This window comes from Chitinophaga costaii (assembly GCF_900094705.1).
Taxonomy (GTDB): Bacteria; Bacteroidota; Bacteroidia; order Chitinophagales; family Chitinophagaceae; genus Chitinophaga; species Chitinophaga costaii.
In genome coordinates this window covers 90,383-103,729 of sequence record NZ_FMAR01000013.1, presented here as the reverse complement: position 1 = coordinate 103,729, position 13,347 = coordinate 90,383, and the positions used below count along the sequence as shown (strand labels likewise).

11 protein-coding genes are annotated in these 13,347 nt (G+C 48.7%); 5 read left to right on the top strand and 6 right to left on the bottom strand.

Annotated elements, in window-relative coordinates; all coding sequences use genetic code 11:
* Window positions 1–8: 8 nt before the first annotated feature.
* From GA0116948_RS16340 to GA0116948_RS16330, 3 genes are all read right to left on the bottom strand, one after another.
* Window positions 9–1,721, bottom strand: a complete 1,713-nt coding sequence (locus tag GA0116948_RS16340; protein ID WP_089714154.1) for a sodium:solute symporter — start codon at window positions 1,719–1,721, stop codon at window positions 9–11.
* A 240-nt stretch (window positions 1,722–1,961) separates the two neighbouring features.
* On the bottom strand, window positions 1,962–2,144 hold the full coding sequence (locus GA0116948_RS16335) for a hypothetical protein (RefSeq protein WP_089714152.1): 183 nt from the start codon (window positions 2,142–2,144) through the stop codon (window positions 1,962–1,964).
* 15 nt (window positions 2,145–2,159) lie between these two features.
* A complete protein-coding gene (locus GA0116948_RS16330; protein WP_089714150.1) occupies window positions 2,160–4,628 on the bottom strand; it encodes a PIG-L family deacetylase in 2,469 nt (822 codons plus the stop codon).
* A 162-nt stretch (window positions 4,629–4,790) separates the two neighbouring features.
* On the opposite strand from GA0116948_RS16330, the gene pyrR reads away from it, so the two are divergent.
* The 3 genes from pyrR to GA0116948_RS16315 all read left to right on the top strand — a co-directional run bounded on the left by pyrR (window position 4,791) and on the right by GA0116948_RS16315 (window position 7,058).
* Complete coding sequence (gene pyrR / locus GA0116948_RS16325) at window positions 4,791–5,321, top strand: bifunctional pyr operon transcriptional regulator/uracil phosphoribosyltransferase PyrR (protein WP_089714148.1); 531 nt, start codon at window positions 4,791–4,793, stop codon at window positions 5,319–5,321.
* A gap of 85 nt (window positions 5,322–5,406) precedes the next feature.
* Window positions 5,407–6,336, top strand: a complete 930-nt coding sequence (locus GA0116948_RS16320) for an aspartate carbamoyltransferase catalytic subunit (protein ID WP_089714146.1) — start codon at window positions 5,407–5,409, stop codon at window positions 6,334–6,336.
* Window positions 6,337–6,536: 200 nt separating this feature from the next.
* Entirely contained in the window at window positions 6,537–7,058 is a 522-nt protein-coding gene (locus GA0116948_RS16315; protein WP_240619243.1) for a peroxiredoxin, read from the top strand.
* Window positions 7,059–7,149: 91 nt separating this feature from the next.
* Here GA0116948_RS16315 and GA0116948_RS16310 read toward each other — a convergent pair whose 3' ends face one another.
* The 3 genes from GA0116948_RS16310 to prfB form a co-directional block, all read right to left on the bottom strand.
* Window positions 7,150–7,554 (bottom strand): hypothetical protein, encoded by a 405-nt coding sequence (locus GA0116948_RS16310; protein ID WP_089714144.1) that lies wholly within the window; start codon window positions 7,552–7,554, stop codon window positions 7,150–7,152.
* A gap of 63 nt (window positions 7,555–7,617) precedes the next feature.
* On the bottom strand, window positions 7,618–9,249 hold the full coding sequence (gene pruA / locus GA0116948_RS16305; RefSeq protein ID WP_089714143.1) for an L-glutamate gamma-semialdehyde dehydrogenase: 1,632 nt from the start codon (window positions 9,247–9,249) through the stop codon (window positions 7,618–7,620).
* A gap of 47 nt (window positions 9,250–9,296) precedes the next feature.
* A protein-coding gene (gene prfB, locus GA0116948_RS16300; RefSeq protein ID WP_108675057.1) for a peptide chain release factor 2 occupies window positions 9,297–10,392 on the bottom strand; the annotation gives its coding sequence in 2 pieces (ribosomal slippage) (window positions 9,297–10,331 and window positions 10,333–10,392; 1,095 coding nt in all).
* 260 nt (window positions 10,393–10,652) lie between these two features.
* Between prfB and GA0116948_RS16295 the strand changes: the two genes are divergently transcribed.
* Both GA0116948_RS16295 and pgi read left to right on the top strand, forming a co-directional pair.
* Entirely contained in the window at window positions 10,653–11,504 is an 852-nt protein-coding gene (locus tag GA0116948_RS16295) for a hypothetical protein (protein WP_123891851.1), read from the top strand.
* A gap of 55 nt (window positions 11,505–11,559) precedes the next feature.
* On the top strand, window positions 11,560–13,212 hold the full coding sequence (gene pgi / locus GA0116948_RS16290) for a glucose-6-phosphate isomerase (RefSeq protein WP_089714140.1): 1,653 nt from the start codon (window positions 11,560–11,562) through the stop codon (window positions 13,210–13,212).
* The last annotated feature ends 135 nt before the right edge of the window (window positions 13,213–13,347 follow it).

The window sequence follows — 13,347 nt, the reverse complement described above, 5'->3', positions numbered from 1 at the left end:
ACCAACTGTTACTTCACGCCCCTGCTTACCCGCTCTTTCGGCCTCCCCAAGGCTACCTGCAAACCAAAGCCCAGCGCCATCACCAGTCCACACCCGATCACATTCAGCCAAAGAAAGGATACGATTTCCAGTTTAAAGACCGTAATCACCAGCACCTCCGACACTATGGCGCTCCAAAATGTAGCACGGCCACCTATCCGGGGGCAATAGAACGCGATTAGAAAAATGCCCAGCATCACACCATAAAACAAAGACCCCAGCACATTCACTGCCTCTATAAGACTACCAAGACTACTCGCAAATTGCGCCACCGCCACACAGAAAAAACCCCATCCCAACGTACACCATTGCGAAGCCTTTAAGTAGTGCCGGTCCGACGCATGTTTATGTATCATCCTTCTATAGATATCTACCACCGTGGTAGATGCCAGCGAATTCAATGCTGCTGCGATGCTACCCCAGGCGGCCAGGAAAATGATTGCCACCAGCAAGCCTACCAGGCCTTTGGGCTGGTTGTTTACCACGAAATACAGGAAGATATAATTCGTATCATTGGTATCTGCATGAGGATCGGCGGCTTGCAGTAGTATGGTGGCCTTGTTGCGCAGCAGTTCCGACTGCCGGTCACTTTGCTGTAAGGCCTGTTGCGTAAGGGTAATATCACCAGCCTGACCGTTTTCCAACGCCTGCGATAAAGCTTTTACTTGTACCTGTTTCTGCCGGGCCACAATGGCATAATCTTTTTCGATCTGCGCCAAGGCCGGCCCCTGTTCTGTTTTCCGGGCCTTGGCTAGCTGGGCATCATTGAAAAACAAGGGCGCGCGGAAGTACAGGTAAAATACAAATACTACTGCGCCAATGAGTAGTATTAAAAACTGCATTGGCACCTTTACCAACCCATTCATCAGCAAACCCATTCGGCTTTCCTTTACAGACCTGGCAGTGAGGTAACGCCCTACCTGCGACTGATCGGTGCCGAAATAAGACAGGGCCAGGAAAAATCCACCGATCAAACCACTCCAGATATTGTATTTGTCTTTCCAGTCGAAATGGGTAGTCACTACATTGAGCTTGCCCATTTTGCCGGATACCCGCAGTGCATCCTTAAAACCAATGCCAGTCGGTAGCAAATGCACCACCATCCATCCCGCCAGGAACATGGCTGCGAAGATGATGACCAACTGGGCCGTTTGAGTGTAAGACACCGCTTTGGTGCCGCCACTCACCGTATAAATAATGAGCAGTCCACCCATAATTAGGTTTGTGTAGTAAATATTCCAACCCAGCAACGCCGATAAAATAATGGATGGCGCACAGATACTAATGCCGGTAGACAGCCCCCTTTGCAGTAGGAACAGCGCGGAAGTGAGCGTGCGTGTTTTAAGATCGAACCGTTGCTCAAGAAATTCGTAGGCTGTATATACTTTCAGCTTATGAAAAATGGGGACAAACGTAACGCAGAGTACCACCATGGCCAGCGGCAGGCCAAAATAATATTGTACAAAACGCATCCCGTCTGTATAAGCCTGGCCAGGCGCTGAAAGGAAAGTTACCGCACTGGCCTGGGTACCAATAATGCTCAGCAGCACAATATACCAGGGTAGATCCTGGTTGGCCAGAAAATAACTGTTCATATTGCGCTGTCCGCGGCTTTTATACAGGCCGTACAATATGATGACCGTTAGCGTAATACCCAATACCACCCAATCTAACCCACTCATGAAAATGCTTTGGTGAAAACGTTACATAATAGAATGATGGCAACCAGACTAAGCACCAGCAACACATACCAGTAAGACCAGCGCGGAAACAATGGAGGTTTTTCTCCCGGAGGTAAATCATTTGCAGGCATATCGTGGTATTAAGCCCCGGAAGCGGAAATCCGGGGCATTCAAAAAAATACAGGTAAAATTTACGTTGTCGCTGCTTGTACTCAGGCAAGCAGGCTACCTTCCTATCTATTAATCCCGGCTCTTTGCCCACATGCTGCCCGTAAGCAACCCAATACCGATGCCAATCATCAAACCGATGTGTACCCGCTCAATGACCACGCCCAGCAATACGCCGAGAATGATACAAAACACGGCGGTGATCGACAGGCGCGACCGGTCTACTTCTTTTTCCTTAGGTTTTTGCCTTGCCATATGCAAATGCAGGATTTATTTTTTCGTAGAAATTAGATTTACAAACAAGCGGTAAGCGCCCGGCACGCCAGCCGGCAACTGCCGGAAGAATGCAAGACTGGTGTATACATACTTGCCTTTACCGTAGTGGGCCACCAGTGTAGATCCGTCCAGGCTGCCCTCCCCTTTGTCGTGTAGTGCAAATTCTTTGGTGTATTGCCCATCTACATTGGTGGTAAAGTACAGGCCCCGCTCCTGTACCCAGCCATCGAAATCAGCGGGGCTAATCTCATTGGGATAATGCAGGGCATCGTCTGACGGATGTAGGAATTGCACCGGGGCGGTTTCATCTGTCACCCGGCCCCCACTCAGGCTGAAAGGATAAGGGCCCATATTGGGAGTAGTCAGTTCGCTGTTCACATTATACTGCACCAGCAAGGTACCACCCTGCTGCACATAATCCATCAGCGCCGGCTGCCAGTACTTCATACGGGGCTGCATGTTGTAAAGGCGCACACCGGTGATGATGGCGTCATACTGCTGTAGGTGGCCGCCTAATATATCCTTTTCATCCAGGATGGTTACGTCATATCCTACCGCTTTCAGCGAAGCAGCCACCATATCGCCGGCGCCTGGAATGTAACCCAGGTGCTGGCCGTTATGCTTCAGGTTTACAGATACAAGTTTGGCCGTAGCAGCCGGAAACAATGTAATGTCCGGGATATGGTCGTAATGTATTTGGGTAATGCCCTGCGTATATTCCTGACCGTTGGTACTCATCACAACGGTAAGGGTATCCGCCTGGTTTTTGCTACGTATATCCGTAGCCGTTACATTAAATAATACCTGGCTTTCATCCCCTGCTTTCAGGTCAAAGGGAATAGACGCGGGTACTGCTTTAAAACCCTTTGGCAAACGCAGGGCCACTGAGCCTTTTACGCCATCGGTATGGGCATTGAGCTTCACTGTAACGGGCTGGGTACCACCGTTGGCGAAGATGATCACCTGGTTATCCAGGTTGCCGGTAATAGGAGGCGCCACCACCAGGGGCTGGTAGATCTCCCCTTTCACTGGGTCGGTAAATTTATATTGAATGGGCTTGCTCACGGTAAATGACTCGCCGGCGATCTTTAGTTGGAAAACGGCTTGTAGCGGGGCCACATTCTCCGGGCGTCCCACCATTTGCTGATCGGCAATATCGTACATACCCAGGGGATGCGGCAAGGCCAGCCAGTAAGGTTGTGTAGTGGCCGTATTAACCGGTATGAGGGGATTAAATGGCAGCGATATTAGCTTGTTTCGTTCCATGGATTCTTTTTTGACCATGGCCTTTCCGGTGAGCGTTATACTTTCCAGTTCCATGGGTACCGTACTACGGTTCATGGCCTGCACCTGCACCACCATATCGCGCCCCGGTACTACTGTAGCATCTTCGCTGGTGGCTTCCAGCCAGGTGCCAGTGCAGGCCAGGATAAGCTGCTCCGTTTCTTTTAATTTTTGCTGTTGCCAATAACCGCCAGGCATTGCCTGCAATGTTTTTCGTATAGCCATGAGGATAGGCACAGTGGCAGCAGGGTCTTCGTCCTTAAAATTGGCAATGGCTTGGTCTACCAGCCTGCCTACGGACTCGCCTCCGGCTATGCGGGTCCACGTGGTATTCACGCCGTCCAGCAAGCTACCTTGTGGCGCAGTGCCCTGTACCGTTTGAAAATATTCGTACGCATCGCCCCGGCTGGCAGACACTCCAAAGCCCTGGCTTTTGTGCATGGAACGGCTTTGGGCGGCTATTTCTCCAAAATCTTTGCCCAACAAAGGGTTAAACACGCCTACGTTTAAGGTAAATTGGCCATCATGGACCTTGTCACGATTGCCAAAGTTATAGCTGTTCCACAGCAGGCGTTTGGCCTGCCAGGGTTTTACGTATAGCAGTTGTTCAGGAAAACGGGCCGGATCGGCAGCAGCGGTATAGGCTTCGGCAGCGATCATGGCCGATGCGGTATGGTGCCCATGCCCCGCACGGCTATCGGGTGGGAAACGGCAGATGATCACGTCGGGCTGGAAGTTGCGGATCACCCACACGGCATCACCCAATAATTTTTCACGGTCCCAGAAAGTAAATGTTTCGGCAGGATTTTTTGAAAAACCAAAATCATTGGCCCGGCTAAAAAACTGCTCGGCGCCATCGGTACGGCGGGCAGCCAGCAATTCCTGGGTACGGATGAGGCCCAGCAGTGCTGCCTGTTCATTGCCTATCAGGTTTTGCCCCCCATCGCCCCGTGTCAGGGCCATGTAACCCGTGCGATACAGGTTTCCTTTGGCCAAAAAGGCCAGCAGCCGGGTATTTTCATCATCCGGGTGAGCGGCAAAATAGAGTACACTGCCCAGGGTATCTAATTTATGTAGTTGCAGCCGGATATCTGCTGCATTATATATGGTGGGCTGCTGCGCCCATACGCTCCCACTTATGAACCCTGCCAATGCCCAAACGATGATCTTTCTAAACATGCGCTGATTTTACAATGCTTCAAAAATAGGAATTAATTATATGGAGAAACACTTAAATGGTTAAATGGTGGCCGCCAGGATAACCATTGCCTATAATTCTATGCTTTCCCCGCTTAACAATCCAAGCATTTAGCCTTATTTTTGGGGCCTAAATCAATTATTTTGAAGACCATTCTGACAGCAAAGCAATTATCGATCACCGTAGACCGGCTTTGTCATCAATTGATAGAAAATCACCTGAACTTTGAAAACACGGTGTTGCTAGGTCTGCAGCCCAGGGGGGTGTGGCTGGGCAATCATATTTATACCAAACTTAAAACCCTGCTGCCCGGGACCAATATTCAGTACGGCAAGATCGATATCACTTTTTACCGCGACGACTTTAATAAAAAAGGTAAGAGCATCCTGGTGCCCAACGAAACTGCCATTAACTTTACCATAGAAAATAAAAGAGTGGTACTGATCGACGATGTGCTTTATACCGGACGCAGTACCCGTGCCGCGCTGGATGCTATGATGGACTTTGGCCGACCCTCTTCCGTAGAACTCCTGGCCTTGATAGACCGCAGGTTTAGCCGGGAACTGCCCATACAAGCAGATTATGTGGGCCGCACGGTAGATGCCATCATCACCGAAAATGTACGGGTGCTCTGGACCGAGCGCGATGGGCGGGATGAGGTGGTGCTGGAATAAGGCAAACCTTCAAGTAGTCCTCCCGGCCAGTATTTCCGGATTTGAAAACTTGTGATTTGCAATTTCATCCTATATTTGCAGCTTAATGTCACTCTCTGTTAAACACTTACTCGGTATACGCGATCTGACGCGTCAGGATATTGAACTGATTTTTCAAACAGCAGACCAGTTTAAAGAAGTGTTGCAACGGCCCATTAAAAAGGTGCCGACCCTGCGCGACACGACGATCGTCAATGTATTTTACGAAAATTCTACCCGCACCCGTATTTCCTTTGAGCTGGCCGAAAAAAGGCTGGGCGCCGATGTGATCAATTTTTCCGCCTCTGGATCCTCTGTGTCTAAAGGCGAAACCCTGATCGATACGGTACACAATATCCTCTCCATGAAGGTAGATATGGTGGTGATGCGACACTCAGCCAGCGGCGCACCCCATTTCTTGTCCCGCCACATCGACGTACCTATCGTGAATGCCGGCGACGGCATTAATGAACACCCTACCCAAGCCCTGCTGGATGCCTTCTCCATCCGGGAAAAACTGGGCAGCGTGGAGGGTAAGAAAATAGCCATTTGCGGCGATATTATGCACAGCCGTGTGGCCCTCTCCAATATCTACGCCCTTAAGAAACTGGGAGCCGAAGTAACAGTGGTAGGCCCTCCTACCCTTATTCCCAAACATTTGGCAGACGCCCTGGGCGTAAACGTGACCTACAGCATACGCGAAGCCCTGGAATGGGCCGACGTGGCTAATGTGTTGCGCATACAACTGGAACGCCAGAATATGCCATTGTTTTCCTCCCTGCGCGAGTACTCCCTGGCCTACGGCGTAACCCGCCAACTGCTGAACAGCCTCAAAAAAGAGGTGATCATCATGCACCCCGGTCCCATCAACCGCGGCGTAGAACTAGACTCCAACGTAGCAGACGGCAACGAATCCATCATTCTACAACAAGTTGAAAACGGCGTAGCCATCCGCATGGCAGCACTCTACCTCCTCTCCGGCAGAAAGATTAATTAATTATGAATTATGAATTATGAATTATGAATTATGAATTATGAATTTTTTAAGATGTGTTTGTAGCTTTTATTTGCTACTTTAGGCTTATACTGAGATAAATATGGAGAGAGATTATGATGATTGTAAGCAAAACAATTTTAGTACATACACTTAAGCATTCTCTACAACCTAATTCATAATTCATAATTCATAATTATTATATGAAAAGTTTACTTAAAATAGGGATGATCATGGCAATATTGCAGCTATTTGGTAGCAGGAGCTATTCACAGGAAATTAAGGTGGGCGATAAAGTGCCAAACTTTACCTTACAAGATCAGGAGGGCAAATCTTTTAGCATTGATACGGTGATTGGTAAGTATCCGCTGGTGATTTACTTTTATCCTAAAGATGAAACCTCCGGCTGTACCAAAGAGGCTTGTTCTTTTCGCGATGCCTATGAATCTTTTAATCAGTATGGGGCAAAGGTCATTGGCATTAGCGGCGACAATGTGAAGAGCCACCAACAATTTGCCAGCCATCACCAACTAAACTTTACGCTCTTGTCCGATCCTGGCAATAAAGTACGCAAGTTGTTTGGCGTGCCTAAGACGATGATGATACCTGGGCGGGTAACTTATATCGTGGATAAAAATGGCGTTGTGGTGCATACATTCAATTCAATGACCAAAGCCGACCAGCATGTGGAGGAATCATTGGCTGCATTGAAAAAAATGCAATAACACGCATACAACTACCCTAATCATTACGGGAAAAGGGCTTTAAGGTCAATGCTGGTGCATGGATCATAAAGCCCTTTCTTTATACAGCTACTTACAAGTTGCGTAACTCGCGGAACGCGGTGATCTCTTCTTTTAGCGAAAAAAGTTTCAGTGCCTTGGTTAACCCTCTTACCAATATCACACTCGAAAATAAAATGATGCCATACACCATAATCCGGGTAGACATGGGGGCGGTTTGTGAAAATATTTTGGGCAGCAGCAGTATATCTACTAGCAGCACCAAAATAATTAGCACGAAGGTCACGATATTCACGCGCAACAATCTTTGCAAGAATTGCCGGTACGCATCCAAGGCCATAGGTGCGGCCTCGGTGGCGGGTACGCCTTTTTGCAGCAGGCGCTGTTCCAGTTCCGCCAGATTAGTGCGGCGGGTATAAAGAAAATATTCTTTAATCACAGCGGCAGCCGTGGATGATGCCGGGGAGCTTTGTTCCATAATGGTGACACAAAGCGGAAAGCAGTTGTTATAACCACTTCCCGCTGTATTTTAAAAATCAGGTTACGCCTCTGTTATAAAGGGATATTTGTAATCTGTAGGCGGCACCAGTGTTTCCTTAATGGCACGGGCGCTCATCCAGCGGTGCAGGTTCAAGGCAGAACCAGCCTTGTCGTTGGTGCCAGATGCACGGGCGCCGCCAAAAGGTTGCTGGCCCACTACAGCACCGGTAGGCTTGTCATTAATGTAGAAATTGCCTGCCGCATTGCTCAGGCGATCCGTGGCCAGGTTAATGGCGTAACGGTCCTGAGCTATGATAGACCCGGTAAGGGCATAAGGCGAGGTGCTATCTACTACTTCCAATATCTCCTCAAATTTATTTTCATCGTACACGTGAATGGTAAGTACAGGACCAAAGATCTCTTCGCACATCGTTACATACTTAGGGTCTTTGGTTTCTATTACGGTAGGCTCAATAAAATAACCTACAGATTTATTGTAATTACCTCCGGCAATAATCTGCACGCCTTCCGCCTGTTTGGCCTGGTCAATGTATCGGGTGATCTTATTGAAAGAACGCTCATCTATTACCGCGTTAATGTAATTAGTAAAATCTTCCGGTGAACCCATTTTCATGGTCTTTAACTGAGCTACCAATAATTCTTTTACCACCGGGGCAATATTGCTTGGCAAATAAGCGCGGGAGGCGGCGGAACATTTTTGCCCCTGGTACTCAAATGCGCCACGGGCCAGTGCGGTGGCCACCACAGCGGGATCAGCAGATTTGTGGGCTACCACAAAATCCTTCCCACCTGTTTCTCCAACGATACGCGGGTAGGTTTTATAACGGTGAATGTTTTCGCCGATGGTTTTCCACAATTGTTGAAACACGCCGGTAGATCCGGTGAAGTGAATGCCGGCAAAGTCAGGATGTTTAAACACCACGTCGCCCAGCACAGGGCCATCTACATAGATGAGATTAATAACCCCTGCAGGCAAACCGGCCTCTAATAAAATCTGCATAAAGGTGTAGGCAGCGAAAACCTGCGTTTCGGCGGGTTTCCACACCACTACATTGCCGCACAAGGCAGCAGATGCGGGCAGGTTGCCGGCAATGGCAGTAAAGTTGAACGGCGTAATAGCCAATACAAAACCTTCCAGGCCACGGTACTCTACGCGGTTCTGCACGCCGGCGGAGCTGACGGGTTGCTGGCGGTATATTTCACTTACGTAATGAACGTTGAAGCGGAGAAAATCAATCAATTCACAAGCACTGTCAATTTCTGCTTGATAGGCATTTTTTCCCTGCCCCAGCATGGTGGCAGCATTCAGGTGATACCGGTACTTGCCGGCTGCGAGTTCGGCGGCTTTCAGGAAGATGGAAGCCCGCTGTTCCCAAGGCGTGGCAGCCCATTGTGCACGGGCATCCAACGCTGCTTTGATCGCGTTGTTTACATGACTGGCATCCCCAAAATGAAAGTGACCCAGTTTATGCTGATGCTCATGCGGCGGATGTAGGTCCACTGTTTTGCCGGTACGTACTTCCTGCCCGTTAATGTACATCGGGATGTCTGCCTGGGAGGCTTTAAAGGCGGCCAGTTGTTTTTTCAATGCAGCTTTTTCCGGGCTGCCCGGCGCGTATGCATACACAGGTTCATTGGCCGGTGCTGGAAAGTCGAAGTAAGCGTTATGCATGATAGATCTTGTTGTAGTAATTGGTTGGTTGGAAAAAAATCTGCGGTTTATTGTTTCTCTTCTTCTTTGGCAGACATCAGGTAGGCCTTAATAAAACCGCCCAGATCTCCATCCATCACAGGACCCACGTTGCCCACCTCAAAATCGGTACGGTGGTCCTTGATCATTTTGTAGGGATGGAATACATAAGAACGGATTTGGCTCCCCCACTCGATTTTGCGTTTGTTCGCATTCGCTGCGTTTTTCAGTTCTTCCCGTCTGCGGATTTCCTCTTCATACAAACGGCTTTTCAACATGGTGAGCGCCTTCTCGCGGTTCTCCCCCTGCGTACGGGCCTGCTGGCATTCGATGATGATCCCGGAAGGAATATGTTTCAATCGTACAGCGGTTTCCACCTTGTTCACGTTCTGCCCGCCTTTACCACCCGAGCGATAAAACTCCCACACCAGGTCTGCCGGGTTTACGGCAATCTGAATGGTATCGTCTACCAGGGGGTATACGAAAACAGAGGCGAATGATGTGTGTCGGCGGGCATTGGCGTCGAAGGGTGAAATACGCACTAGCCGGTGTACCCCGCTTTCTGCTTTGAGCAGGCCGTAAGCAAATGCGCCGTCGAACTCCAGGGTAGCGGATTTAATGCCGGCCCCTTCTCCATACTGCACATCCACTTCCGATACTTTCCAGCCCTGCTTTTCGCCATACATACGATACATGCGCAACAACATTTCTGCCCAGTCCTGGCTCTCAGTGCCACCGGCCCCGGAGTTGATCGTGAGCATACCTGGCATCTCATCTTCCGGCTGATTCAGGGTGGATTTAAACTCCAACTCGTCTACCGCTGCGATGGCCTTCTCATAAGCGGCGTTCACTTCTTCTTCCGTTGCCTCTCCTTCTTTTTGGAAATCGTACAGCACGGCAGCGTCTTCCACGGCGGTTTGTACCGACTCGTAAAGATCTACCCAAAATTTATTGACTTTAATTTCTTTCAGAATACCAGTGGCGCGTTCATTATTATCCCAGAATCCGGGGGCCAGGGTCATCTGCTTATCATTTTCAATTTTGGCTATTCGGTCAGGGACGTTAAAGAAAACCTCCCAGGACATATAAACGGTCCCTTATAGCTTTAAGTTGCTCAATTGTCATAGTGCGCAAAGGTAGGCAAAAAATAGGTATACCGTTATGCCGTTTATCAGTTGTCAGGCAGGGATATTTCCCGATTATGCAGGTATATTTACCAAGCCCCGGCTGGCGGCGCCGGGCATGCACTTACCAGCCTTACTGGGCGCAAAAGGCGCCCCCCATCAAGGTTATTTACACACACTCCACAGAAGGGTGGACGTGAAAAAATGGGCCTGAAATTTGTTGCATGCATTGCCGTCGCATCCTATAAAAACAGTCCTAATATGATGTCTCCGGCACAATCTTCCTATCACCAGAAAAATCTGTCTGTTTTTAACCTATTGGCTTTTGTTATTGTACTTGTCCTGAATACCATGGCGGCTTCCGGGCGAATTAATGGGCGTACGCCTGCCATGATTTCCCAGCAGTATCCCAGCTTGTTTACACCAGCGGCTTTCACCTTTGCCATCTGGAGTGTAATTTATCTGGGGTTATTAAGCTTCTGCATTTATCAGTGCTGGCTAGCCTTTCAGTCTGGCCGGGATGCCGCCCGTAATCACATGGCCACGCGGCTACAAACCTGGTGGTTGTGGAGTTGTATGGCCAATGCTGGCTGGCTTATTGCCTGGCATTACAACTGGTTACCGCTCAGCATTGTGGTCATGGGCTTTTTATGGTATTCCATCTGGAACATCCAGCAACGTTTCCAGGTTGCTTCCCCAGATGCACCCCTTCCTATAAAATTATTTGTATTCATTCCTTTTGGTTTATATTTTGGCTGGATCAGCATTGCCTTTATCGCCAATCTGCTGGAACTGGTGGCATATTTTGATATTCCCGTGGCCGGCACCGGTCCAATGTTGTTCGCAATCGCAGGATTACTGCTGGGTACCGCACTCACGGCCTACTTCCTCCTATTGCACAACAATGTGCCGTATGCACTGGTCACCATCTGGGCTTTTATTGGCATCATTGCCAAAAGGCAGAACGAAGGATTACAATGGGGCGTACCCATCATTCAAACCTGCTTTATCCTGGCTGGTTTGGTGGCAGTAGCTATTATCTGGCAGCTTTTCCGCCAACGCCATTGGAAAACCCTGACAGCACATGGCTTGGCAGATCGAAATTTTTTATAGGTTTCCAATCGCGAAACGCCGTACTTTTAGACTCGAACAATAAAAACAGCATTATATGTTTCCAAGCATTAATCCAACGACGACCAAAGCCTGGCCCAAGCTACAACAGCAAGCAGCGACGATGAAACAGGCCAGCCTGCGCACCCTCTTTGCCGAAGACCCGCAACGTTTTGCCAAGTTCTCGCTGCAATTCGAAGACATCCTGTTCGACTATTCCAAAAATCTGATCACACAGGAAACATTGGATACCTTACTGGCGCTGGCTGTTGAGAGCAATGTGAAAGCCGCCATAGACGCTATGTTCGGGGCAGAGAAGATCAATGCTACCGAAAACCGCGCCGTGCTGCACACGGCCCTCCGCAACTTCTCCGGCAAACCCGTACTGCTGGACGGCAAAGACGTTCTCCAGGATGTACATGCTGTACTCGGGAAAATGAAAAAATTCTGCGAAAACATTCATAGCCACAAATGGCTGGGCTATACCGGAAAGCCTATTAAATATGTAGTAAACATTGGTATCGGTGGTTCCGACCTTGGCCCGGTAATGGTTACCGAAGCGTTGAAAGCCTATGCTAACAAGGGTATTACACCTTTCTTCGTATCTAATGTAGATGGTACCCACATTGTAGAAACATTGAAGAAGGTAACACCTGAAGAGACTCTTTTCCTGGTAGCCTCCAAAACCTTCACCACCCAGGAAACCATGACCAACGCCAATACAGCCCGCGAATGGTTCCTGCAATCTGCTAAAGATCCCGCTCATATTGCCAAACACTTTGCCGCCCTCTCTACCAATGAAAAGGATGTAACCGCCTTTGGCATTGACCCGGCCAATATGTTTGAGTTCTGGGATTGGGTAGGTGGCCGTTACTCCCTATGGTCTGCCATTGGCCTGAGCATTGCACTCACCGTAGGATACGACAACTTTGAAGCGCTACTAAAAGGTGCCGAAGCGGTAGACAATTATTTTAAAACCACGCCCTTCGAAAAAAATATCCCCGTGATCATGGCCCTTGTAGGTTTGTGGTACGGCAACTTCTTCGGCACCGGCACAGAAGCCATCCTGCCTTACGACCAGTATATGCATCGTTTTGCCGCCTACTTTCAGCAGGGCAATATGGAAAGTAATGGCAAATACGTAGATCGTAACGGGCATTCCGTTACTTACGAAACGGGACCTATCGTGTGGGGAGAACCTGGTACAAACGGCCAGCATGCTTTTTATCAACTCATTCACCAGGGTACCCGTATTGTACCGGCCGATTTCATTGCGCCCGCCATCAGCCACAACCCAGTTGGCGATCATCATATAAAACTGATGTCTAACTTCTTCGCCCAAACTGAAGCCTTGATGAATGGCAAAACGGAAGATGAAGTGCGCGCAGAACTGGTAAAATCCGGCAAGAGTGAAGCAGAAATTAAGGAACTGCTTCCTTACAAGGTATTTACCGGCAACCGTCCTACCAACTCTTTTCTGGTAAAAGAGATTACCCCCAGAAGCCTGGGTTCACTCATAGCATTATACGAACACAAAATTTTTGTGCAGGGCGTTATCTGGAACATCTATACTTTTGACCAATGGGGTGTGGAACTGGGCAAACAATTGGCTGGCCGTATCCTACCAGAGCTTCAGAACAACACACCGGTTACCAATCACGATTCTTCTACCAATGGGCTGATCAATGCGTTCAAGCAATTGCGTAAATAGTGTATGCTCATTTCTTCATTTAAAAGCCGCAAACAATACAAGAATGTCTGCGGCTTTTTTATTACTAATATTGTAGCGGCTGCACAATGGCATTTCTCTATAAACTATTACAACGTGCATGACTATACGCAATTA

What these genes read in the sequence shown, in the direction of transcription:
- GA0116948_RS16340 (WP_089714154.1), bottom strand. Translation starts at nt 1,721, where the DNA reads ATGAGTGGGTTAGATTGGGTGGTATTGGGTATTACGCTAACGGTCATC.
- GA0116948_RS16335 (WP_089714152.1), bottom strand. Translation starts at nt 2,144, where the DNA reads ATGGCAAGGCAAAAACCTAAGGAAAAAGAAGTAGACCGGTCGCGCCTG.
- GA0116948_RS16330 (WP_089714150.1), bottom strand. Translation starts at nt 4,628, where the DNA reads ATGTTTAGAAAGATCATCGTTTGGGCATTGGCAGGGTTCATAAGTGGG.
- GA0116948_RS16320 (WP_089714146.1), top strand. Translation starts at nt 5,407, where the DNA reads ATGTCACTCTCTGTTAAACACTTACTCGGTATACGCGATCTGACGCGT.
- GA0116948_RS16315 (WP_240619243.1), top strand. Translation starts at nt 6,537, where the DNA reads ATGAAAAGTTTACTTAAAATAGGGATGATCATGGCAATATTGCAGCTA.
- GA0116948_RS16310 (WP_089714144.1), bottom strand. Translation starts at nt 7,554, where the DNA reads ATGGAACAAAGCTCCCCGGCATCATCCACGGCTGCCGCTGTGATTAAA.
- pruA (WP_089714143.1), bottom strand. Translation starts at nt 9,249, where the DNA reads ATGCATAACGCTTACTTCGACTTTCCAGCACCGGCCAATGAACCTGTG.
- GA0116948_RS16295 (WP_123891851.1), top strand. Translation starts at nt 10,653, where the DNA reads ATGATGTCTCCGGCACAATCTTCCTATCACCAGAAAAATCTGTCTGTT.
- pgi (WP_089714140.1), top strand. Translation starts at nt 11,560, where the DNA reads ATGTTTCCAAGCATTAATCCAACGACGACCAAAGCCTGGCCCAAGCTA.